We start from the raw sequence: 21,675 nt of genomic DNA on the forward strand, positions 1-21,675 counted from the left end.
TCGAATCGGTCAACACCAAAATCAGACTCATCACCAGGATCGCCTTCGGCTTCCACCACCCCCACGCCCTCATCGCCCTCGCCATGCTCGCCCTCAGCGGCCACCGACCCCCACTCCCCGGCCGCTAACCCACGGACACGACACAAGAGCCACAAAAAACGCTCGAACCAACCCGAGCGCCGTAGTTGTCCAAAACCCGACGAGTGGTGACAACTCGGCCGTCGGTGAGCCGCAAGGGCACGTCCGCAGGACAGCGCCACAAGATCGCACGCACCGATGACCGAGTGGTCGCCGCCGGCTCGACGAGTCTCGAGCACCCCGGCCACCGGCGAGTCACCACACCTCGGGTTCACGATGATCACCGACGTCGCTCGCGGGTACATCGACTTCGACGTCGACCGCGGCGCCTCAGCGCTCACGTGATCTCCGCCAGCACCAACCCACCCCGCGGCTTCGGCGTGAAGTACGTCGCCTTCCGGGGCATGCGCAGGCCGGCCGCGTGGACCTTCAGGACCGTCGAGAACTCGACCGGCGCCAGTTGCACCACGGCGTCGGCGTCGGGCGGGGCCGGGCGGCCCGCCGGGAGGGGCTGCACGTGGGGGCCGTCGAGGTCCAGGCCCAGCGCCGAGGCGAACAGCAGCTGCTCGACGACCTCGTGGTCGATCGTCAGCTCGTCCGCCGGCGGCAGCACCACGCGCAGGTACGACGGGCGCGCCAGCACCACCACCGAACCCGGGCGTTCGGGTGGTGTGCCGTCGGCGGTCTCCGTGACGTCGAGGCCGGCGCCACGCCAAGCGGCGGCCAGCTCGGCCGAAGTCCGCCCCGTGCCCGTCAGCACCCGGTGGATCGCGCCGATCCGCAACGACGGCCCGCCCGTCACCAGTGCCAGCAAGGACCCGGTCTGCGCGGCGGCCGCCACCCGGTGGTTGCCGTCCGCCACCAGGAGGTCCGCCGACGCCGCGGCCGCCAGCAGCCGTTCCTGCACCGTGCCCGAGGGCACCACCCACAGCTCGTGCCACCGGCCCGAATGATCCACAGTGGACACGTCCGGCAGCCCCAGGCCGGCGCAGGCCGCCTCGACCGTCGTGGTGAAGGCCGCGCCGCTGGACGACGGGATGAGCAGCGCGGCGCTCGTGGCGGTCCCCAGGCCGGTCAGCACGGCGGCGCGCTCGGCCACCACGTGCGGGTACACGTCCTCCGTGTGCCGCACGTGCGAGCCGCCCGCGGTCAGCTCGCGGACGTCGACCAGGCAGAGCACTCCGACCACGACGCCGTCGGGCCCGGAGATGCGGTAGGGCGCCACGAAGCCCGCCATCGACCGGTAGTGCCGCGCGCGGATGCGGGCCAGCGCGGCCCGCGCGGACGGGAGCGCAGCGGCCAGGTCGAGACCGCGCGCCAGGGCCGCCGGCGTGCGCGCCGGGTGCTGCACGGCCAGCAGCGTGTCGCCCGCCGCGTCGGGCGCGGCGAGGGCCGCGACCACGGCGTCGGGCTCGGCGAACTCGTCGACGTCGGGGCCCGGCACCTCGCCGCGCACCACCCATCCGCGGCGGATCGGCCGCACCCACGTGTCCATCCCCTCATCATGGCGGTCGGGTGAAGTCTGTTCCCGGGTCACTCGTCCGTGGAATGCTTGCTGTTGCGAAACAGTTGTCCACAGGACCCGAGGGAGAAGCGAGGCGATGAATACCTCCGCCGCGAAGACGCCGGCAACCGCGAAAACGGCCGTCGGCCTGCGGTCGGAGCGAGGACCGGTGCTGGCGGCGGTGATGCTGAGCACCGGGCTGGTCGCGCTCGACAGCACGATCATCGCCACGGCCGTGCCGTCGGTGGTGGGTGATCTGGGCGGGTTCTCGCAGTTCCCGTGGCTGTTCTCGGTCTACCTGCTCACGCAGGCGGTCACCGTGCCGTTGTACGGCAAGTTCGCCGACGTCCTCGGCCGCCGCCCGGTGATGTTCTTCGGGATCGCGACGTTCCTGCTCGGCTCGGTGCTGTGCGGCGCGGCCTGGAGCATGCCGGTGCTCATCGCGGCGCGCGCCCTGCAAGGCGTGGGCGCCGGGGCGGTGCAGCCGATCAGCATGACGATGGTCGGGGACCTGTACACCGTCGAGGAGCGGGCCCGCGTGCAGGGGTACGTGGCCGGCGTGTGGGCCGTCGCGTCGGTGCTCGGACCGGCGCTCGGCGGGGTGTTCTCCGAGTTCCTCAGCTGGCGCTGGATCTTCTTCGTGAACCTGCCGCTGGGCGCGATCGCGGCCTGGATGCTGCACCGGAAGTTCCACGAGCGCGTCGAGCGCAAGCACCACCGCATCGACTACGCGGGCGCCGGGCTGCTCATCACCGGCTGCACGCTGCTGATCCTGGCCCTGCTCGAGGGCGGCGTCGCGTGGGGGTGGGCTTCGGTGCCGAGCATCCTCGTCTTCGCCGGCTCCATGGTGGCCCTGGTCGGGTTCGTCCTGGTCGAGCGCCGCGCGGCCGAGCCCGTGCTGCCGCTGTGGGTGTTCACGCGGCGCACCCTCATCGGCGGCACGCTCGTGGCCCTCGTGGTCGGCGCGACCCTGCTGGGCCTCAGCTCCTTCCTGCCGACGTACGCTCAGGGCGTGCTCGGCAAGGACGCGCTCACGGCCGGCATCGCGCTGGCCGCGCTCACCGTCGGCTGGCCGATCGCCGCGTCGCAGTCCGGGCGGCTCTACATGCGGATCGGCTTCCGCGACACCGCGTTCATCGGCGCCGGCCTGATCATCGTCGGCGGCCTGCTCACCACTCTGCTCGGCGAAGGCACGTCGCTCTGGGCCGTCGCCGGCGCCGCGTTCGTGGTCGGCGTGGGCCTCGGCCTGGCGTCGAGCCCCACAATCGTGGCCGTACAGTCGAGCGTCGGCTGGGACCGCCGCGGTGTCGTCACGGCCACGAACATGTTCGGCCGCTCGCTCGGCAGCGCGGTCGGCGCCGCCGTCTTCGGCGCCATCGCCAACTCGACGCTCGCCGACCGCTTCGCCCACCCGCCCGCCGACGTCGCCGGCCACCTCCCCGACAGCGCCGACGCCACCAGCCTGGTGCTCGGCCAGACCGACCACTCGCCGGCCGCCGCGTACGTGCGGGAGTCGTTGACCGGCGCCACGCACAACGTGTTCGTGGCGATCGCGGCCGTGGGTGTGCTGGCGGTCGTGGCGCTGGCGCTGATGCCGCGGAAGACCGAGCAGCTCGAGTTCTAGTTCTGCAACGGCAGCAGCTCCCGGTGCAACCCGTCGAGGAACCGCTGGTAATCCCCCGAATGCCCCGGCCGGATCACGAACTTCGACAGCCCCGCCTCGATGTGCTGCTCCACCAGACGCCGGGCCTCCGCCCAGCTGGTGGCGACGAGGTCGGTCACCGGGGTGTCCGGGCGGCGCTTCGCGGCGACGGCGAGCATCCGGTCCGGCATTCCTTCCGACGCCACGAGCAGGCTGAGGCCGAAGTGGTCGGGCTCGATCTCGCGGCCGGCCTCGGCCGCCGCGGCCTGGATGGCGACGCGGGCGGCGCGCGCCTGGGCCGGTGAGTGGAAGCTGCCGAGCCAGCCGTCGGACAGGCGCCCGGCGCGGCGCAGCGCGGCGGGTGCGCTGCCGCCCAGCCACACGTCGAGGCGTTTGGCCGGGCGCGGCCCGACGGTCACGCCGTCGACCTGGAAGTACTCTCCCGCGAAGTGCACGTCGTCCTGTTCCAGCAGGAGGCGCAGCAGGGTGAGGGCCTCGTCGAACACGGCGGCGCGCGGGCCGGGCACCGGGAACAACGCGTGTTCGGCGGCGTTGGCCGGGCGCAGCCCGAACACCGGCAGCACCCGCTTCGGCGCCAGCCCGGCGAGCGTCACCAGCTGCTTCGCGACGAGCACGGGATGCCGGCCGGGCAGGATCGCGACGCCGGTGCCCACCTTGAGCTTCTCGGTGCGCGCGAGTGCGTGCGCCATGCCGACCAGCGGGTCGACCTCCGGTGCGTAGACCAGCTCCGAAAGCCACAGCGAGTCGATTCCGGCCGCCTCCAGCGTCTGCGCCAGCCCCGCGAACTCCGTGGGCCCGGTTCCCGGCGCCGGCGCCACCCCCACCCGGATTTTCACGTCCACCCGTACTCCTTCCGCAGTCGTCCTCGTGAGCAACGTGCGAGAGCCCGCTCGGTATGCCCGCGCAAGACGAAGGCCCCCTCCCGGATGGGGGCCGGAAAGAGGCCTTCTGCTCGCGGCGGCCGGTGTCCACGCCGGCCGGAAACCGCGCGCGCCCATCGTGGAAGAGGGTCGTACAAGAGCCGTACACGAACGTTTGTGCGCGTTGCCCGGTCAGTGGCTTACCCACCACGCGGCGATCTCCGTGCGGTTGGTCAGGCCCAGCTTGGCCAGGACGCTGCGGACGTGGCTCTCCACGGTGCGTTCCGAGACCACGAGCCGCTCGGCGATCGCCCGGTTCGCGAGACCGTCGGCGACGAGAGCGGCGATCTCGCGTTCCCGCGGGGTCAGCGGCCCGGCCGTCGTCAGGCGGCCGAGCAGGTCCTCGGCGTTGCGGACGGCGCCGGGCATCACCAGGCGGCGGGCCTCGTCGCGGGCCTGGCGCGCGAGCGACCGCGCGCGGGCCGTGTCCCCGAGCGAGGAGAGGACCTCAGCCAGCCGCAGCCGGTTGGCGACCACGAACGGCCGCGCGCCCACCCGGACGTTAGTGGCGAGTGTGGTTTCGAACAGCCGCGCGGCTTCCTCGTGCCGGCCCAGCACCGTGGCCAGGCGGGCCAGCCAGCTCGTGCCGCAGTCACCGCAGATGATGCCCGCGCCGGTCGACACGATCGCCGAGTCCGCCAGCAGCGCCGGTTCGAGCCAGCGCGCGGTTTCGCGGTCGCCGAACGCCTCGACGAGCGTCACCAGGTTCTGGACGACCCCGCCCGCCCGCAACGCGCCCTCGTCGTGCCGCACGCGGTTGCGGGCCTGCTCGTAGCGCATCAGAGCGGCGTCGTGTTCACCACGCACGAGGTGCACGAGCGGCCGGGACACCGCGGCGATGGGCAGGTTGGCCACGGTCGCGAGCTGCGCGTCGAAGGTCTCGTCGATCTCCTCCGCGTCGCCGGTCACCAGCGCGAGTTGCAAGCTGAACGCCGAGGACATGCCGCGGGCCGACCGGTCGTCGGCCAGCTCCCGCAACGCCAGCGCGGTCGCCTGCCGGTTGAGCTCACGCGCCTCGGCGAACCCGCCGCGAAACGCGAGCAGCGACGTCCGCAGGCGCAGGTCGTGCCAGTGCACCAGCGGCAGCCGGGTGGTCGCGGCGAGCGCGGTCACGGCCGCGAGCTCCCGGTCGACCACGGCCATCGCCCCGGTCTCGAGCGCGGCGTCGATGCGCCACTTGTGGCCCCACAGAGCGGAAAGCGGCCGCCGCTCGCCGAAGCGCACGGCCAGCGAGCCGAACCGCAGCCGGGCCTCCAGCGGCAGCTCGATCGGCATGACCTTGAACCGCGCCCGCACGGCGTCGAGCAGCGCCGTCTCGTCCCCCGTTTCTTCGGCCAGCGCCAGGGCTTCGTCGGCGAGCTCACGCGCTTCGGCCGGGTTCGCGGCGTCGGCGGCCACCGACGCGGCCTGCGCGAGCAGCCGCGCGCGCAGGACGTCGCCGACTTCCGCGGCGAGCGCGTCCGTCGCCAGTTTCCCCAGCCGTGGCAACAACTCCGGGCCGGCCAGATCCTGCACGACGAGCGCGGCGGCGGCGAGCGTCTCCGGGGAGCGCGCGCGTTCGGCCGCCTGCTCCGCGTGGTCGAGCGCGGGCCCGAAGCGGCCCGAGCGGTACTCCGCCACGGCCAGGTCCACGAGCAGCTCGGCCAGCCCGTCGGCGCGCCCGGCCCGCCGCCGGGCGTCGACGGCGAAGGTCAGGAACCGCGCCGCCTCGGTGAAAGCCAGCGAGCGGGTGGCCTCCCGCGCGGCGACCACGGCCCAGCCGGCGGCGCGCTCCAGGGCTTCCGGGTCGGCGGCCGAGCGCAGCCAATGGCCCGCGACCACCCCGGCGGCGGCCGGGTCGGCCTCGGCCCGCGGCGTCAGCGCGAGCGCGGCCTGGGCGTGCAGGGCTTCGCGGACGCCCTGGTCGAGGTCGTCGTACACGCCGTCGCGCACCACGGCGTGGGCGAACCGGCGGCGCCCGGCCGCGACGGGCACGAGCACACCGGCGCGCACGACCTCGTCCAGCAGTGGCACGACCTCGGCGACCGGCCGGCCCGCAACGTCGGCGACCACAGAAGCGTCCACCTCCTCCCCCAGCACCGCCGCCACCGCGACCAGCTCGCGGGCCTCGGGCGCGAGCCCGGCCACCGACGTCCGCACCAGGTGGCGCAGCTCGGCCTCGCCACCGCCGGACCCGGCCGACCGCGCCACCGCCCGCAGGTACAGGGGGTTGCCCCCGGAGCGGCGCAAGGCGTCGCGTACCGCGTCGTCGCCGACGGCCCCGCCGGCCACTTCGGTGAGGTACCTGCGCACGTCGGGCTCGGCCAGCGGCCCCACCGTCACGGCGTGCGTGGCGGGGTGCCCGAGCAGCCGGGGCAGCGTTTCGTCGAGCGCGGGGCCGGTGTCGCGGTACGTCGCGAGCACCACGAGCCGGGACCGGCGCAGCTCGCCGACGAGGTGGCGCAGGAACCGGAGCGACGCTTCATCGGCCCAGTGCAGGTCCTCCAGCACCACCACGAGACCACTGGGCTCGGCCGCCGCAACGAGGGCGTCGGCGGCCGTGGCGACGAGCCGGAAGCGGGCCGCGACGAGGTCGGTACCGGCGCGTCCTTCCAGGTCGGAGAGGTCGGCGAGGTCGGCGAGGACACGGCCGACCTCGGCGCCGGCCGTGGGCAGAGCCGCCAGGACCCGGCGCCACGGCCACAGCGGGGGTGCGCCCGGGTCGTCCACGCAGCGGCCCCACACCGTGGCCAGGTCCGCGGTCGCGGACTCGGCGAGGGTGGTCTTGCCGATCCCGGCCGGCCCGCCGAGCAGCACCAGCGCACCCCGGCCCGCCGCGCCGGCCGCGAACCGGCCGCGCAGGTCGGCGAGCACCCCCGCCCGGCCGACGAGCGGCGCGGAACCTGTCACGCGGAGAAGTATGCGCCCGGTTTAAGTGGTGCGTCTGCGTACTGGCACTGATGTCCGATCCGCCCGCTCGGCCGAAGGTGGTCCTCGTCCCGCTTCCACCCTCGGCCGAAGGAGCACCATGTACGCCACCGTCCACCAGTTCAGGCGCGAAACCGCCGCCGAGAACGGCGACTGGGGCCGGGCCCTCACCGCCGCACTGCACCCCGGGCCGGCGCCCCTCGGTGCGTGCGTGCTCGGCCAGGTCGCCGGCGTGCTCGGCGCGGCCGTCGCGTTCTGGCCCGACGCCGCCACGGCGGCCGAAGCCGCCACGCACACGGTGCCCGGCACCACGTGGCTCGACACCGACGTCTACGAGGTCGTCTCGGCCGAGTCCGCGCCCGGCGCACCCCGCTACGCGCAGGCCACCCGCTTCGACGGGCCGCGCGACGCGGCTCGGGTCCGCGCCGAGGACTTCGCGGGCCGCGAACGCGTCTGGCCCGCTGCCCGGCAGGTACCCGGAATCGGCGCTGTGTTCGTGCTGCGCGCCGAAGACGGCGCGGGGCTCGTGCTCGGGTTCGCCGAGTCCGTCGAAGCGATCGAAGCCGTCCAGAAGGCGGTGCAGCGCACCGAGCTGCTGCCGGGCGAGGACCCGGCGCTGCTCACCGGTCCCGACCGGATCGACCTGCACCGCGTCGTCCACGAAGTCCTGCCCGCAACCACCACCACCGGAGGTACCCGATGAGCACGCCCACCACCACCCGCCTGCGTCCCGGCACCTGGACCGTCCACACCGGACAGACCTCGGCCGCGTTCACCGTGCGCAAGCTCGGTTTCCACCTCGTCCACGGCAAGATCCCCGTCCGCTCGGCGACGGTGGAGGTGAACACCGCCGGCACACCCAGCGCGGTGCGGGCGGAACTCGACCTCACCGCGATCGACACCGGCATCCGCCGCCGCGACCGCGACCTGCGCGGTGCCGCCTGGTTCGACTGCGCCGAGCACCCGACGATGACCTTCGCCTCCGGCGACATCCACCCGGTCCCGGACGGCTGGGCGGCACACGGGTTCCTGAGCCTGCGCGGCCGGTCCTGCCCGCTCACGCTCACCGTCGAACGGCCCGCCGACACCGGCCGCGGCTCGGTCCGGGTTCAGGCGCACGCGGCGCTGGACCGGGCTCCGCTCGGGATGTCCGCGCCGCGGGCGCTGGTCGGGCGTTACCTCGAGATCGCCATCGACGCGGTGCTCGTGGCGCCGCGCTGAGCGATCCTCGCTCAGCCGGTCGCCTCGATGACGCGGCCCAGTGCGGCATGGAGGGCCTCCAGCTCGGAGACCTCCATGCCGAGCGTCTCGACCACGCGGTACGGGATCTTCTCGGCCTCGGCCCGCAGCTCGCGACCCTTCTCGGTGAGCTCGACCGTGAGCTGGCGCTCGTCGGTGGCGTTGCGGCCGCGGGTGACGTACCCGATCGCTTCGAGCCGTTTCAGCAGGGGCGAGAGCGTGGCGGGCTCGTGGCGCAACGCGGCCCCGAGGTCCTTCACCGACCTCGGGGCTTTTTCCCACAGCGCGAGCATCACGAGGTATTGCGGGTGGGTGAGCCCGTACGGCTCCAGCAGGGGCCGGTAGATCGCGATGACGCTGCGCGAAGCGACCGACAGCGCGAAGCACACCTGGCGGTCGAGCTTCAACGGGTCCTCGCCCAGATCGATCTCTGCCACGCGTCCTCCTCCTGGTCCGAGCCACTTTCACGTGGGGGTGTGGCCTCGGATACGTCATTGATTAGCACACTAATGATTAGTGTACTCTGAAGCGCAGCCGACAAGGAGGCGTGATGGACCGTCCAGGAGTGTTCCGCTGGTTCTGGTACGCGGTGGGTGGGCGCCTGCCCGATCGCCACCGCGACTGGATCCTGTTCGACACGACGTCGAAGCACTGGAAAGCGCGGCACGTGATCCGCAGCTCCGTGGGCCTCATCCCGCTGTGCCTGGTGTGGCTGCTGCTGCCGGGCCCGCTGGCGTTGCGGCTCGCGATCGTGCTGATGGCGGCGCTCGTGGCGTACTTCTACTCGTCGGTGTACATGGAGGAGAGCATCGAGCACCGGCTCACGCGCAACGGCTTCCCGCCGGGCACCGGAAAGCGCCTGCGCCGCGAGGCCGCCGAAGCGGCCGATGCCGAGGCGAAGGCCCGCTACATCGCGATCTACCGGCAGAACACGGGTGAGGAGACGACGCCGGGCGGCGGCGCGAGGGGCCACGACTAGACTGGCGTTTCCATGAGACGCAAGCTCCGCGGCCCGCTGCCGCCCCGCCACGGGCTCGACCCGGCGCGGCTGAGGATGCCCGACGACGGGCCGTGGGGCACATTGCTGGAGCACCTCGTGGAGCGGCTGCCGCGGCTGGAGCCGGCCCGGATCGAGCAGATGTTGCGCGACGAGCGCATCTTCGGTCTCGAGGGTCCCCTCGGCGTCGACGCGGTGTTCGAGCCGGGCACGTTCATCTGGTTCCACCGCGACCTGCCCGACGAGGTGCCGGTGCCGTTCGACATCACCGTCGTGCACCGCGACGAACACCTGCTGGTGGTGGACAAACCCCATTTTCTCGCCACGATCCCGCGCGGCAAGCACGTCCTCGAGACCGCGCTGGTCCGGCTGCGCCGCGATCTGGACCTGCCGATGTTGTCACCCGCGCATCGGCTCGACCGCGTCACGGCCGGGCTGGTGATGTTCGTGATCACACCGGAAGTGCGCGGCAAGTACCAGACGATGTTCAGGGACCGACAGGTCCGGAAAGAGTACGAAGCCGTCGCCCCGTACGACCCGGCGCTGGAGCTGCCCCGCACGGTCCGCAGTCACATCGTGAAGGAACGCGGAGTGCTTGCGGCGCAGGAGATCGAGGGCCCGGTGAACGCCGAGACCCGCGTGGAACTCCTCGAACACCGCGGCGAGCTGGGCCGCTACCGCCTGCTGCCCACCACGGGGCGCACCCACCAGCTGCGCGTGCACCTCAGCGGCCTCGGCATCCCGATCCTGGGCGACGACTTCTACCCCACGCTGCGGGAAAAGCCGCTCGACGACTTCACGAAACCGTTGCAGCTGTTGGCCAAGGCTGTGGAGTTCGACGACCCGGTGAGCGGCGAGCACCGCCGGTTCACGAGCTCGTTGCACCTCACCGCGTGGGACTCGCCGGACGAGTGGGCGGCACACCCGGCCCGCTGAACCGGAGGTGGCCACCGGTGCCACCACCGCGAGCCGCACCCGACTCCCGCGAGCACCGGATGCGCAGCCTTCCTCGCACTCGCCAACCTCCGTACTGCTCGGGGCGGCGGTGGTGGAACAGGTTCAGACCGCTGCGTCGAACCCGGTCGGTCACTGCACGAGCACGGGCGAAGGCGATCGCCCTTGACAGCTTTGTTTGTCAATGCTTGGCTCGGTCCATGCGCGACGTCGAGGTGATCGAGGACCCGGCCGCGGCAGCAGCCGCACTGGACCCGGTCCGCGCGCGCCTGCTCGCCGCGCTGGCCGAGCCCGCGTCGGCGGCCGCGCTCGCCACGCGCGTCGGTCTCACGCGCCAGAAGGTGAACTACCACCTGCGCGCCCTGGAATCCCACGGCCTCATCGAGCCCGCGGGCGAACGCCGGTGGGGCGGGCTCACCGAACGCCTCTTCGCCGCGACGGCCGCGTCCTACCAGGTCTCCCCCGCCGCCCTCGGCGACGCCGGAACGTCGGCGATGCAGCCCGACCGGCTGTCGTCGGGCTACTTGCTCGCGGTGGCGGGCCGGACCGTGCGGGAGGTCGCCGGCCTCGTGCGCCGCGCCGCCCGCGCCGGCAAACCCCTGCCGACTTTGGCGCTGGACACGGAAATCGCGTTCCGCTCGGCGCGCGAACGGGCCGCGTTCACCGACGAGCTGACCACCGTCGTGGCCGCGCTCATCTCGCGTTACCACGACGAAACGACCCCGGGTGCGCGCAAGCACCGGCTGGTGGTCACCGCGCACCCGAAGCCGGGGGAAACCGCCGATTCTCCCTGACCGTGGGGAGTTTCGGCGCTCGGTCCGTCAGGCCGGCCGGATGATCACCTTGAGCGCCTGGTGGTCGGCGGCGTTGCCGAACACGTCGTAGGCTTCGTCGAGCTGGTCGAACGTGAACGTGTGCGTGCCCATCTTCTCGGCCGGGATGCGGCCGCTCGCCACCATCTTCAGCAGTGTCGGGATGGACACGGTGTCGACGAGACCCATGGTGATCGTGATGTTGCGGATCCACAGGTCCTGCATGGGAAGTTCCACGCCGACGCCGTGCACGCCGATGTTCGCGACGTGCCCGCCCGGGCGCACGAGCGCCGCCGTGGTCTGCAGGGTTTCGGGGTAGCCGACGGCTTCGATGGCGACGTCGACGCCGAGTCCGTCGGTGTGCGCGAGGACCTCCGCAACGGTGTCCGGCCCGGCCGCGACGGTGTCCGTCGCGCCGAACTCGAGCGCCTTCTCGAGGCGGAACTTGTTGGCGTCGACCGCGATCACCTTCGACGCGCCCCACAGGCCCGTGGTCAGGATCGCCGCGAGCCCGACGGCCCCGGCCCCGACGACGGCCACCGTGTCGCCGGGCCGCACCTGGCCCGCGAGCACGCCGACCTCGTAGCCGGTGGGCAGGGAGTCGGCGAGGAAGATGGCCTGCTCGTCGGTCACCTCGGCCGGCACGTGGTAGAGCGAGGTGTCGGCGAAGGGCACGCGGACGTACTCGGCCTGCGTGCCGTCGATGAGGTGCCCGAAGATCCAGCCGACGCCGCCGACCGTGCGGCAGTGCGAGGGCATGCCACGCTGGCAGTAGTCGCACCGGCCACACCGCGTCACCGCCGGCACGAGCACGCGGTCGCCGACCTTGAAACTGCCCACGGCGTCACCGACCGCCGTGACGGTGCCGACGGCTTCGTGGCCGAGGATCCGGCCATCCGTGACCGCGGCGACGTCACCGTGGAGGATGTGGAGGTCGGTACCGCAGATCGTGGTGGTGTCGACCTTGACCACGACGTCGGTCACCTCCTGGATCCGCGCGTCGGGAACGTCTTCCCACGCCTTGTTCCCGGGCCCGTGGTACACCAACGCCTTCATCGCCACCTCCGGTGTGAGACCGACCCTCGACGCTACGGCGGATCGCGCCGGGCGCCGGTCTCAATATCAGACGCCCGCCCGGCCGCAGGTGCGCGGCGGCGTGGCGGAAGACGTCGACCTGCCCGCCCTGGCGGGGGGATCACCTCATTTCAGCCGAACAGGTGTTCGAACGTGGTGTACGGTGGGGATATGAGTCACGCACTACAGGGATCGCTGTTCGGGTCCGGGCTCGACGGGTCCGGGTTCGATGGGTCCGGGTTCGATGGTCCGGCGCTGGGCTCGCTCGCCGGCATCCGCCGTACCGACCTGGGCCGCGGCGCGTGGATCGACGTGCTGCCGGGCTGGCTGTCCGGGTCGGACGAAGTTTTCACGCGCCTGGTCGACGACGTTCCGTGGCACGCGGAGCAGCGCCAGATGTACGACCGCGTCGTCGCTGTGCCCCGGCTGCTCTCCTTCTACCGCGAAGGCGAGCCCCTGCCGCACCCCTTGCTGACCGCGGCCCGCGATGCGCTCTCCGCGCACTACGCGACCGAACTCGGCGAGCCCTTCCGCACCGCCGGCCTCTGCTACTACCGCGACGGCCGCGACAGCGTCGCCTGGCACGGCGACACCATCGGGCGCGGCAGCTCCGAAGACACGATGGTCGCGATCCTCTCGGTGGGCACCGCGCGCCACCTCGCCCTGCGCCCCCGCGGCGGCGGCGAGTCCCACCGCTACCCCCTGGGCCACGGCGACCTCATCGTGATGGGCGGCTCCTGCCAGCGCACGTGGGAACACGCGATTCCCAAGACCGGAAAGGGGGTGGGGCCGCGGATCAGCATCCAGTTCCGGCCGAGGGGGGTGCGCTGAGCCGGCTCAGGAGCGGGGAACCTCAGGCGCGATTCCGACGAATCCCCGTCACCGCACCAGTACAGGCAGTGAGTCGAGCCCGTAGACGATCGACACCTTCCGGAAAGCCAGCTCATCCGGCTCCACCGCGAGCCGCAGGTCCGGGAAGCGCTTCACCAGCGCCGGATAGGCCGTGCGGAGTTCCATGCGGGCGAGTTCGGCGCCGATGCAGCGGTGGATGCCGTAGCCGAAGGCCAGGTGGGAGGTGGGGTCGCGGCGGGGGTCGAAGGTGTCCATGTCCGGACCGAGGGCGGGGTCGCGGTCGGCGACGGACAGCGAGACCAGCACGATGTCGCCCTCGCTGATGTGGACGCCCGCGATGTCCATGTCTTCCTTGGCGAAGCGCGGGAACGCCATCTGCACCACCGTCAGGTACCGCAGCAGCTCCTCGACGAAGCGGTGCACGGAGTCGTCGTCGCCGCGGACGGCGTCGAAGGCGGCGGGGTCGCGGAGCAGGACCAGGGCGCCGAGGGCGATCATGCTGGCGGTGGTTTCGAGGCCGCCCGTCAGGACGCCGTCGGCGAGGCCGGCGAGTTCCCTGTCGTCGATCTCGTCGCCGTGTTCCTTGATGAGCATGCCGAGCAGGCCGTCGCCGGGTTCGGCGCGCTGCTTCTTGACGATCTCCAGCAGGTAGGTCAGCGACTCGGAAATCGCGCCCAGCGACGCACCCGCGCCGCCGAAGAGGTCGAAGCGGGCGGTGCTCAGGCGCTGGAAGTCGGCGCGGTCCTCATAGGACACCCCGAGCAGCTCGCAGATCGTGAGCGACGGAATGGGCAGCGCGAACGCCTCCCACAGGTCCACGGGCCCCTCGGCCGCGGCCATCGCATCGAGCTGTTCCGCCACGATCTCGTCGATGCGCGGGGTGAGGCGGTTGAGCCGGCGCATCGTGAACTCCGGCGTGAGCAGCTTGCGCAGCCGCGAGTGCACCGGCGGGTCGGCGAAGCCCAGGCCGCCCGGGTTCTGGTCTTCGGTCACCCCCGCGTTGCCGACGAGGTTCGTGAAGTCGTTGCTGAACTCCGAGACCTTGCCGAGCACGGCCTTGGCCTCGTCGTAGCCGGTCACGAGCCACGCGTTCATGCCGAACGGCAGGTCGAGCTTGCTGATCGGCGCCTCGGCCCGGCGCTCCCCCAGCGACGGCACGGGGTCGAGCCCCACGCGCCGCAGCGGTTCGAGCGCGGAGTCGGGCAGGAACGCCATCTTCTCGAGGTCGAAACCCTTTTTCTGCTGCCGGGCGATGTACCGGCGACCGGCCCAGGCGAGGACACGCGAGCGGAGACTCCCCATGTCGGGGACACTACCCCACCCGCCGTTCGGGTGATCCGCGCGGACACGGCTGTCACCTGCGGTTAACCCGCGGATTGTCGGTCCCCCCGTCCAGAATGAACGCGACGAAGGACCGTGCCTCGTGAGAAGCTCGGCTGAAGAACGGGAGGAAACGGACATGGCGGCGGCACTCATCGGACGGGAGCACCCCGCTTCGGTGGTGCGCGCGGAGCTGGCGCGCGCGAGCGCGAGCCACGGCGGCCTGGTGCTGGTCACCGGCGAGGCGGGTATCGGCAAGACGACGCTCGTCACGGGGCTGGCCGACGAGGCGCGGGAGCTCGGGGCGCTCGTGCTGGCCGGCACGTGCTGGGAGTCGGGCAGCGCGCCCGGGTACTGGCCGTGGGTGCAGGTCGTGCGCGCGCTGCGGCGGGCCGCCGAGCCGCACGAGTGGGCGGCCGCCGACTCCGCGACGCTCTCGGCGCTGCTCGGTGAATCACCCGAGCCCGGCGACGCGTTCCGGCTGCACGACGCCGTCACGAGCGCGCTCATCACGCTCTCGCACACCCGTCCCGTGGTCGTGGTGCTCGACGACCTGCACTGGGGCGACCCGGCGTCGCTGCGGCTGCTGGACTTCGCGGCGCGCCACACGTGGTTCGAGCGGCTGCTGCTGATCGGCACGTACCGCGACGTCGAGGTCGACGCGCCCGGCCACCCGTTGCACGAGCTGGTGCTGCCGCTCGTCGCGAAGGCCACCACGGTCACGCTCACGGGCCTCGACCCCGCGCAGGTCGCCGAGCTGATGGGCCGCACCGCGGGCACCGACCCCGGCGCCGAGCTGGCGGCCGACGTGCACCGGCGCACCGGCGGCAACCCCTTTTTCGTGGAGCAGACGGCCCGGCTCTGGCGCAGCGGGAGTCCGGTGTCGGCCGTCGCGCCGGGGGTCGCCGACGCGCTGCAGCGGCGGCTTTCCCTGCTGCCGGACCAGGTCGCCGACCTGCTCAGCGACGCCGCCGTGCTCGGCCGCGAGTTCTCCCTGCACCTGCTCGCCGCGGTCGCCGCCGCGCCCGTCCCGCAGGTCGACCACCTGCTGGCTCAGGCCGTCGCGGCGCGGCTCGTGGTGGCACTCGGTGAGGGCCGCTTCGCGTTCGCCCACGACCTGGTCCGCGAAACGCGCTACGCCGGCCTCGGCATCGAAGGCGCCGCCCGCCGTCACGCCGCCGTCGCCGGCTCCGACCTCGTCGGCCCGGCCGAACGAGCGCGGCACGCGTACCTGGCGGGCGCGCTCGTCGACCCTGCCCGCGCGGTCGAGCTGCTGCTGGCCGCCGCACGCGACGCGAGCGCCCGGCTGGCCATCGAGGAGTCGATCGGTCACCTGCGGCACGCGTTGGAACGAGCCGCCACGGTCCGCACGCGCGCGGTGGTCGAGCTGGAGCTGGGCACCCTGCTCTGGCGCGCCGACGACAAGGACCAGGCGTGGGCGCATTTCGAAAGCGCCGTCGCAGGCGTCCGCGACCTCGACGACGCCGAGCTGCTCGCGCGAGCCGGCCTCACCCTGTCCCGTGTCGACCCGGGCGGCGCACGTCACGAGCTCGTCTCCGGTCTGCTGCTGGAAGCCCACCGCCGGCTGTGCGCGGGCACGCCGGCCGAGCAGCTGTCACTCGACCGCGTCACGCTCGAACTCACGGCGCGCGCCGCCATGCTCGCGCGCGACGACAAGGACGACCACGCCCTGGCCTTCTCCCTGTGGGCTCGCCACGACGCGATCTGGGGCCCCGGCAGCGGCGCCGAACGCGAGCGCTTGACCGACGAGCTCGCCGCGGTCGCCCGCCGCACGGGCGACCGGGAGAACGAGTACTTCGCGTCTTCGCTGAAGTGGGTCGCCCTCCTCGAGCAAGGCGACCCGCGCTACCTGGAGCAGTTCCGCGCGTTCCAGGCGCTGGCGGAAAACAGCGGCCTCCGCGGCGCCGAACTCGCCGCATTGATCGACCGCAGCATCATCTGCGCCCTCCACGGCCACTTCGCCGATTCCGACGCCGCACTGCAGCGCGCGCTCGACGCCCCCGTCGGCCTGAGCGAACGCGAGTTCGGCTTCATGGCCGACCAGCTGCGCTGGAGTTCTTTGCTGCTGCAGGGCCGCTTCGCCGAACTGGCCGACCTGCCCGCCCGCATGAGCGACGCCGGTCACGACCACCCCGGCCTGCTGCGCGCTCTCGCCGCCGCCCACGCGGGCGACGCCTCCGCCACTCGCGAGCTGCTCGCCGAGGCCGCCGCGGAAGCACCGTTCTCCCGTGAGTTCACGCCGCTCTGGCTGCGCTGCCAAGCCCAAGCCGCCGCGGTCCTGGCCGATCGCCCCGCCGCCGAACGCCTGCTCGCCGAACTCACGCCCTACTCCGGCGAATGGCTGGTCTCCCTGTACGGCTGCGACCTGAGCGGCCCCGTCGACCTGTGGACCGGCCTCCTCGCCGCCACCCTCGGTGACCACGACCGCGCCGCGAAGCTTTTCACCGCCGCCGCCCGCTCCGCCGACCGCCTGCGCGCCCGCCCGTGGTCCATCGAAGCCCGCACCCGCCTCGCCACCACCCTGCAAACCCGCGGCGACACCACTCGCGCAGCGGAGCTGTCCGACACCGTGACCAGAGAAGCGGAATCACTCGGCCTGCGCCACATCGCCGCCCGCGTGCAGTCCGCACGCGCGGAACCCTTACCCCTCAACGAATTCCGCCGCACCGACGCCGTCTGGTCCCTCCGCTTCGCCGGCCGCGAAATCCGCGTCCCCGACGCCAAAGGCCTCCGAGACCTGCATTTCCTCCTCGGCCGCCCCGGCACCGACGTGCCCGCCGTGCACTTGCTCGCCCCGGAGTCGGGAACCACCCCCACCTTCACCGGCACCCCGGTATTGGACGACACGGCCAAAGCCGCCTACCGCCACCGCCTCACCGAACTCGACTCCGCCATCGACCACGCCACCACCCTCGGCGACGACACCCGCGCCGCCGCCCTCGACACGGAACGCGCCGCGCTCCTCACGGAACTCCGCACCTCCTCCGGCCTGGCCGGCCGCACCCGCCGCCTGGGCGACGAATCCGAACGCGCCCGCAAAGCGGTCACCGCCCGAATCCGCGACACGATCCGCAAACTCACGGACCTCCACCCCAGCCTCGCGGACCACCTCCACACCACCGTGACCACCGGCTCCAGCTGCCGCTACCAGCCCACCGCGCCGATCACCTGGCGTCTGTGAAGGCAGCAGCGAGTGCTCGGCGAACACCACTGGTGCGCCGGCGGCGCATGTCGCGCTCCCCCACGCACCACCGCACCATCCGGCTGCGAGCCCGCTTCCCACCCCACGTCTCTCCCGGCTCCGGCGGCTGCAACCAGCCCAGACCAAATCATTGGCGTTCACTGGCTGCGGCGGATTGCACACACCTGCCAACACCGCCGCTTCACCAACAGCTAGAGCCGCCCTCCCCCACAAACCCCACACCCAACTCAAGCCGCCGCAACCAGCCCACGCACCAAATCACCAGCGCTCACAAGCCGCACCGAGCCGCATATCGACCAACCCCACCATTCCAGCGGCTGCAAGCCGCTCTTCCCACCTCAAGAACCGCCACCCGGCAGAACAACCCACCCCCGAACCAACTCTCCCCGCACCCTTCCCCCGGCCGGCCCCCCGATTCTTTTCCAACACGCGGCGCGATGACAAATCGGGGTGCTCGCCATCACTTCCTGTTATACAACCTCATAGTCCAAGTCCCAAAAACCAACGTAAACGCCCCAGCCGCGATCAACGTCCACATGATCGCACCGAAATCCCAAGCCCCGGCCATCATCGACCGAACCCCGCTCACCAGTTGCGTAATCGGGTTGAACTCCACAAACACCTGCAACCACCCCGGCATAGTGGCCGGATCGACATAAACATTGGACAGAAAAGTCAGCGGCATGATCACCATCATGCTCACCCCCATCACCGACTTCTCGGACCTCAGCAACAACCCGAACATCGTCCACACCCACGAAAACCCGAATGAAAACACCAGCAGCAGTACGACCCCAGCCACCACACCCCCGAACCCACCAGGCGGCCGGAACCCCAACACCAGCCCGACAACCATGATCACCACAGAAGCGATCACGTACCGCAGCGCATCCCCCAGCAAATACCCCACCATCGCCGACGGGCGCCAGATCGGCAACGTGCGGAACCGGTCGAAAACACCCTTCTCGATATCAGTGTTCACCGCAAGACCGGTGTACATCGTGATCATCACGACACTGGACGCCAGAATCCCCGGCAGGAAGAACTGCAAGTACTGCGAAGGCGACCCAGCCAGCGCCCCGCCGAACAAATACGTGAACATCAGCGTCATCATGATCGGAAAAGCAGTGACGTCGAACAACTGCTCCGGCACGTGCTTGATCTTCAACACAGCCCGCCGGCCGAACGTGATCGACGTGGACAACGCACTGGGCCGCGCCGGTCTCTCCACCGCCACCAGCAACGCCGCCAAGTCATCCACCTTCGGCGCCGCGAGCTCAACATCGGCTTCCCGTACAGTCGTCACACTGCCACCTCCTGATTCGCCGGACCATTCGCCGGACGATCGGTCAACGCCAGGAACACCTCGTCGAGGCTGGGCTGCCCCAGCGAAAACGTGTCGACGACAACCCCGACCCGCGCCAACTCCGCCAACGCCTGCGAAGCCCGATCCGCAGCGCCGACATGCGCATCCGCGGACAACCGAGCCGTGAGTGCCACCGGATCGGCCTCGAGCTGCACCGCCGCGTCCAGCGTGCGCCCCAGGACCTCCGCCGCGACGGGACGCTGGTCGGCATCACGCAGCCGCAAGTGCACGGCACCCACCCCGACCGAAGCCTTCAGCTCCCCCTTCGTCCCCTCCGCGATCACCTTGCCGTGATCGATCACCGCGATCCGCGACGCCAGCTGATCGGCCTCGTCGAGGTACTGCGTCGTCAGCAGCACCGTGGTCCCCTGCGCGACGATCGCCCGCACGATGTCCCACACCTGGTTGCGACTGCGCGGATCGAGCCCCGTGGTCGGCTCGTCGAGGAACAGCAGGTCCGGCGTGTTGAGAATGCTGGCCGCGATGTCGAGCCGCCGGCGCATCCCGCCGGAGTAGTTCTTCACCTGACGCCCGGCGGCATCCGTCAACCCGAACGCCTCCAGCAACTGCGCCGCCCGCGGCCGCGCCGCGGCCTTGCGGTGCCCGAGCAACCGCGCCAGCATCACGAGGTTCTCGGTGCCGGTGAGGTCTTCGTCCACCGACGCGTACTGCCCGGTGAGACTGACCCGGCTGCGCACGGCATCGGCGTCCCGCACCACGTCCTTGCCGAACACCCGCGCCTCGCCGCCGTCGGGTCTGGTCAGGGTCGCCAGCATCCGCACGGCGGTGGTCTTGCCGGCGCCGTTGGGACCGAGGACGCCGTACACGGTGCCGGCAGGCACCACGAGATCGATGCCATCGACCGCCCGGGTCTCCCCGAACACCTTCACAAGCCCGGCGGTCTCGATCGCCGGCTCGGTGGTGGTCCTGGTCATGTCCGTCCTTTCAGGAATCAGTCGGTCTCACACGCAATACGGCCGCGCACGCCGCCCTTCCCGCAGGGCGAGCCCCCACCAGACGAGCTCGTCGAGCAACGTGGTCACGGCGTACCCGTAACGGTCCGGATCCGGCCGGAAACCGCCGTCGCCGAGCCGGGCCTCCAGCAGATCGAGGCACACCGCGTCGCGCAACGTCGCCGTGTGCAGCTCGGTGAACACCCCGCGCAGCTGCTCCACCGCGTACCTCCCGGCGGCGCGGTAGCCGTAGGAGACGAAACCGACGGGCTTCGCGCGCCACTCGTCGTAGGCGCAGTCGATGGCCTGCTTCAGCGAGGCCGGGAAGCTGCGGTTGTACTCGGGCGTGACGACCACGTACGCCTCCGCCTGCGCGATCCGCCGCGCGAACCCCGTCATCGCCGGGGTCGGGAGAGCCGGGTAGCACGAGGGGATCGCGAAATCGGCGAGGTCGACCACGTCGAGCAGCAGCCCGGCACGCGCACCGGCCCGCTCGACGAACCACCGGCCGACGCCGCCGCCCACCCGGCCCTCCCTGGTGCTGGCGACGACCACGGCCACCCGCAGATTTTCCTGCACACCCTTGAGGCGCCAGATGGCGGTGGGCCGTCGCCAGATCTGATCTGGCGGGCGTTGCCGACCCGGTGTTGAAACGTTTCATCCGCGTGCTAGGCTGGTGACCTTCGGTGAGGGGGTGGGCCGTGGTCGGCATCAAGGACGTCGCGAAGCTCGCGGGCGTGTCGATCGGCACGGTGTCCAATGTGGTCAATCGACCCCACGTCGTCGCCACGGCCACGCGCAACCGCGTGCTGTCGGTCATCCAGGAGCTCGGGTACGTGCGCGACGAGTCCGCGCGCCAGCTTCGCGCGGGGCGTTCGCGGATCATGGCGCTGCTCGTGCTCGACCTCGGGAACCCGTTTTTCGTCGACGTCGCCCGCGGCGCCGAGGAGGCCGCCCACGCGCGCGGGCTGAACATCATCACGTGCAACAGCGGGCAGCGTGTGGAGACCGAGGCGTCGTACCTCGCGATGTTCGCCGAACAACGCGTGCGCGGCGTGCTGCTCAGCCCCGTCGACACCACCGGCGACGCGATGCAGGCCTTCCGCCGCAGCGGCATCCCGTACGTGTTCGTCGACCGCAAGGTCCCCGCCGACGAGGCCAGCTCCGTCTCGGTCGACGACGTCGCCGGCGGCGCCCTCGCCGCGCGCCACCTGCTGGAGACCGGGCACCGGCACATCGGTTTCGTCAACGGCCCCACCCTGCTCACCCAGTGCCGCGATCGCGACGCCGGCGTCCGCTCGGTCCTCGCCGGCTCGGGCGCACGGCTGTCGGTCGTCGAAGCCATCGGCCTCGACGTCGCCTCCGGCCGCGACGCCGGCGCGCGCCTGCTCGGCATGAGCCCCCGCCCGACGGCCGTCTTCTGCGCCAACGACCTCCTCGCGCTGGGCGTGCTGCAGTCCATGGTCGGCGCCGGCATCCGCGTGCCCGACGAAATGGCCATCGTCGGCTACGACGACATCGAGTTCGCCGGCGCCGCCGCGGTCCCCCTCACGTCCGTGCGCCAGCCCGCCTTCCGCCTCGGCCGCACGGCGGCGGAGCAGCTGCTGGCGGAGACCGACGAGAACCCGCCACCGCACCGGGAAGAGGTGTTCACCCCGGAACTGGTCGCCCGGGAGTCGACGCGCGTGCGGCGGTGACCACCGCGGTAGCCCGTCCACCAGCAGGCAACCCAGCCTGGGCCAGGTTGTACAGATCGGGAAGCCAGGAACGCCGGCCCGCCGAAGGACCCGCCAGGTGTGTTGGCCCCAAGGGC

General features: G+C 71.9%; 19 protein-coding genes. 10 read left to right on the top strand and 9 right to left on the bottom strand.

Features of this window, described 5'->3' with window-relative positions:
* Nucleotides 1–276: 276 nt before the first annotated feature.
* Entirely contained in the window at nucleotides 277–423 is a 147-nt protein-coding gene (locus ACWEOE_RS36650; RefSeq protein ID WP_452017489.1) for a hypothetical protein, read from the top strand.
* Here the strand turns inward: ACWEOE_RS36650 and ACWEOE_RS36655 are convergent.
* A complete protein-coding gene (locus ACWEOE_RS36655; RefSeq protein WP_452017491.1) occupies nucleotides 416–1,573 on the bottom strand; it encodes a DUF1015 family protein in 1,158 nt (385 codons plus the stop codon). The two genes, ACWEOE_RS36650 and ACWEOE_RS36655, sit on opposite strands and share 8 nt — an antisense overlap.
* Between ACWEOE_RS36655 and ACWEOE_RS36660 the strand changes: the two genes are divergently transcribed.
* Nucleotides 1,566–3,206 carry an MDR family MFS transporter gene (locus ACWEOE_RS36660; protein WP_452017493.1) on the top strand — a complete coding sequence of 547 codons (1,641 nt, stop codon included), beginning with the start codon at nucleotides 1,566–1,568 and terminating at the stop codon, nucleotides 3,204–3,206. The two genes, ACWEOE_RS36655 and ACWEOE_RS36660, sit on opposite strands and share 8 nt — an antisense overlap.
* On the opposite strand, the gene ACWEOE_RS36665 is transcribed toward ACWEOE_RS36660, so the two are convergent.
* Nucleotides 3,203–4,081: a TIGR03854 family LLM class F420-dependent oxidoreductase gene (locus ACWEOE_RS36665; RefSeq protein WP_452017576.1), complete on the bottom strand. Its 879-nt coding sequence runs from the start codon at nucleotides 4,079–4,081 to the stop codon at nucleotides 3,203–3,205. The two genes, ACWEOE_RS36660 and ACWEOE_RS36665, sit on opposite strands and share 4 nt — an antisense overlap.
* 216 nt (nucleotides 4,082–4,297) lie before the next feature.
* Entirely contained in the window at nucleotides 4,298–7,054 is a 2,757-nt protein-coding gene (locus ACWEOE_RS36670; RefSeq protein ID WP_452017495.1) for an ATP-binding protein, read from the bottom strand.
* 118 nt (nucleotides 7,055–7,172) lie between these two features.
* Here ACWEOE_RS36670 and ACWEOE_RS36675 point away from each other — a divergent pair, with 118 nt between their 5' ends.
* Both ACWEOE_RS36675 and ACWEOE_RS36680 read left to right on the top strand, forming a co-directional pair.
* Nucleotides 7,173–7,775 (top strand): hypothetical protein, encoded by a 603-nt coding sequence (locus ACWEOE_RS36675; protein ID WP_452017497.1) that lies wholly within the window; start codon nucleotides 7,173–7,175, stop codon nucleotides 7,773–7,775.
* Nucleotides 7,772–8,293, top strand: coding sequence for a YceI family protein (locus ACWEOE_RS36680; RefSeq protein WP_452017499.1), 522 nt, complete (start codon nucleotides 7,772–7,774; stop codon nucleotides 8,291–8,293). Before ACWEOE_RS36675 ends, ACWEOE_RS36680 begins: the two co-directional genes overlap by 4 nt.
* An 11-nt stretch (nucleotides 8,294–8,304) precedes the next feature.
* Here the strand turns inward: ACWEOE_RS36680 and ACWEOE_RS36685 are convergent, their stop codons facing one another.
* The gene (locus tag ACWEOE_RS36685) at nucleotides 8,305–8,748 is read right to left on the bottom strand and encodes a MarR family winged helix-turn-helix transcriptional regulator (protein ID WP_452017501.1); all 444 of its coding nucleotides are present in this window, start codon (nucleotides 8,746–8,748) and stop codon (nucleotides 8,305–8,307) included.
* A 113-nt stretch (nucleotides 8,749–8,861) separates the two neighbouring features.
* On the opposite strand from ACWEOE_RS36685, the gene ACWEOE_RS36690 reads away from it, so the two are divergent.
* From ACWEOE_RS36690 to ACWEOE_RS36700, 3 genes are all read left to right on the top strand, one after another.
* Nucleotides 8,862–9,290, top strand: a complete 429-nt coding sequence (locus ACWEOE_RS36690) for a DUF5313 domain-containing protein (RefSeq protein WP_452017503.1) — start codon at nucleotides 8,862–8,864, stop codon at nucleotides 9,288–9,290.
* Nucleotides 9,291–9,302: 12 nt separating this feature from the next.
* A complete protein-coding gene (locus ACWEOE_RS36695; protein ID WP_452017505.1) occupies nucleotides 9,303–10,244 on the top strand; it encodes an RluA family pseudouridine synthase in 942 nt (313 codons plus the stop codon).
* A gap of 218 nt (nucleotides 10,245–10,462) precedes the next feature.
* Nucleotides 10,463–11,056, top strand: coding sequence for a helix-turn-helix domain-containing protein (locus ACWEOE_RS36700; RefSeq protein WP_452017507.1), 594 nt, complete (start codon nucleotides 10,463–10,465; stop codon nucleotides 11,054–11,056).
* Between the two features lie 27 nt (nucleotides 11,057–11,083).
* Here the strand turns inward: ACWEOE_RS36700 and ACWEOE_RS36705 are convergent, their stop codons facing one another.
* On the bottom strand, nucleotides 11,084–12,130 hold the full coding sequence (locus ACWEOE_RS36705; RefSeq protein ID WP_452017509.1) for an alcohol dehydrogenase catalytic domain-containing protein: 1,047 nt from the start codon (nucleotides 12,128–12,130) through the stop codon (nucleotides 11,084–11,086).
* A gap of 189 nt (nucleotides 12,131–12,319) precedes the next feature.
* On the opposite strand from ACWEOE_RS36705, the gene ACWEOE_RS36710 reads away from it, so the two are divergent.
* Entirely contained in the window at nucleotides 12,320–12,979 is a 660-nt protein-coding gene (locus ACWEOE_RS36710; protein ID WP_452017511.1) for an alpha-ketoglutarate-dependent dioxygenase AlkB, read from the top strand.
* A 48-nt stretch (nucleotides 12,980–13,027) separates the two neighbouring features.
* Here the strand turns inward: ACWEOE_RS36710 and ACWEOE_RS36715 are convergent, their stop codons facing one another.
* Entirely contained in the window at nucleotides 13,028–14,302 is a 1,275-nt protein-coding gene (locus ACWEOE_RS36715) for a cytochrome P450 (protein ID WP_452017513.1), read from the bottom strand.
* A 157-nt stretch (nucleotides 14,303–14,459) separates the two neighbouring features.
* Here ACWEOE_RS36715 and ACWEOE_RS36720 point away from each other — a divergent pair, with 157 nt between their 5' ends.
* Nucleotides 14,460–17,522: an ATP-binding protein gene (locus tag ACWEOE_RS36720; RefSeq protein ID WP_452017515.1), complete on the top strand. Its 3,063-nt coding sequence runs from the start codon at nucleotides 14,460–14,462 to the stop codon at nucleotides 17,520–17,522.
* A 481-nt stretch (nucleotides 17,523–18,003) separates the two neighbouring features.
* Here ACWEOE_RS36720 and ACWEOE_RS36725 read toward each other — a convergent pair whose 3' ends face one another.
* The 3 genes from ACWEOE_RS36725 to ACWEOE_RS36735 are packed head-to-tail and all read right to left on the bottom strand — an operon-like array spanning nucleotide 18,004 to nucleotide 20,429.
* Entirely contained in the window at nucleotides 18,004–18,849 is an 846-nt protein-coding gene (locus ACWEOE_RS36725; protein WP_452017517.1) for an ABC transporter permease, read from the bottom strand.
* Entirely contained in the window at nucleotides 18,846–19,844 is a 999-nt protein-coding gene (locus ACWEOE_RS36730; RefSeq protein ID WP_452017519.1) for an ATP-binding cassette domain-containing protein, read from the bottom strand. The genes ACWEOE_RS36725 and ACWEOE_RS36730 overlap by 4 nt, the downstream gene beginning before the upstream one ends.
* Nucleotides 19,845–19,871: 27 nt before the next feature.
* Complete coding sequence (locus ACWEOE_RS36735; RefSeq protein WP_452017578.1) at nucleotides 19,872–20,429, bottom strand: NADPH-dependent FMN reductase; 558 nt, start codon at nucleotides 20,427–20,429, stop codon at nucleotides 19,872–19,874.
* A 134-nt stretch (nucleotides 20,430–20,563) separates the two neighbouring features.
* On the opposite strand from ACWEOE_RS36735, the gene ACWEOE_RS36740 reads away from it, so the two are divergent.
* Complete coding sequence (locus tag ACWEOE_RS36740; protein WP_452017580.1) at nucleotides 20,564–21,559, top strand: LacI family DNA-binding transcriptional regulator; 996 nt, start codon at nucleotides 20,564–20,566, stop codon at nucleotides 21,557–21,559.
* Nucleotides 21,560–21,675 lie beyond the last annotated feature (116 nt).

This window comes from Amycolatopsis sp. NPDC004368 (assembly GCF_053602515.1).

Bases quoted from the DNA above. Each gene is read 5' to 3' on its own strand.
- ACWEOE_RS36710 (WP_452017511.1), top strand. From the start codon at position 12,320: ATGAGTCACGCACTACAGGGATCGCTGTTCGGGTCCGGGCTCGACGGG.
- ACWEOE_RS36695 (WP_452017505.1), top strand. From the start codon at position 9,303: ATGAGACGCAAGCTCCGCGGCCCGCTGCCGCCCCGCCACGGGCTCGAC.
- ACWEOE_RS36690 (WP_452017503.1), top strand. From the start codon at position 8,862: ATGGACCGTCCAGGAGTGTTCCGCTGGTTCTGGTACGCGGTGGGTGGG.
- ACWEOE_RS36655 (WP_452017491.1), bottom strand. From the start codon at position 1,573: ATGGACACGTGGGTGCGGCCGATCCGCCGCGGATGGGTGGTGCGCGGC.
- ACWEOE_RS36715 (WP_452017513.1), bottom strand. From the start codon at position 14,302: ATGGGGAGTCTCCGCTCGCGTGTCCTCGCCTGGGCCGGTCGCCGGTAC.
- ACWEOE_RS36650 (WP_452017489.1), top strand. From the start codon at position 277: ATGACCGAGTGGTCGCCGCCGGCTCGACGAGTCTCGAGCACCCCGGCC.
- ACWEOE_RS36720 (WP_452017515.1), top strand. From the start codon at position 14,460: ATGGCGGCGGCACTCATCGGACGGGAGCACCCCGCTTCGGTGGTGCGC.
- ACWEOE_RS36700 (WP_452017507.1), top strand. From the start codon at position 10,463: ATGCGCGACGTCGAGGTGATCGAGGACCCGGCCGCGGCAGCAGCCGCA.
- ACWEOE_RS36705 (WP_452017509.1), bottom strand. From the start codon at position 12,130: ATGAAGGCGTTGGTGTACCACGGGCCCGGGAACAAGGCGTGGGAAGAC.
- ACWEOE_RS36680 (WP_452017499.1), top strand. From the start codon at position 7,772: ATGAGCACGCCCACCACCACCCGCCTGCGTCCCGGCACCTGGACCGTC.
- ACWEOE_RS36675 (WP_452017497.1), top strand. From the start codon at position 7,173: ATGTACGCCACCGTCCACCAGTTCAGGCGCGAAACCGCCGCCGAGAAC.
- ACWEOE_RS36730 (WP_452017519.1), bottom strand. From the start codon at position 19,844: ATGACCAGGACCACCACCGAGCCGGCGATCGAGACCGCCGGGCTTGTG.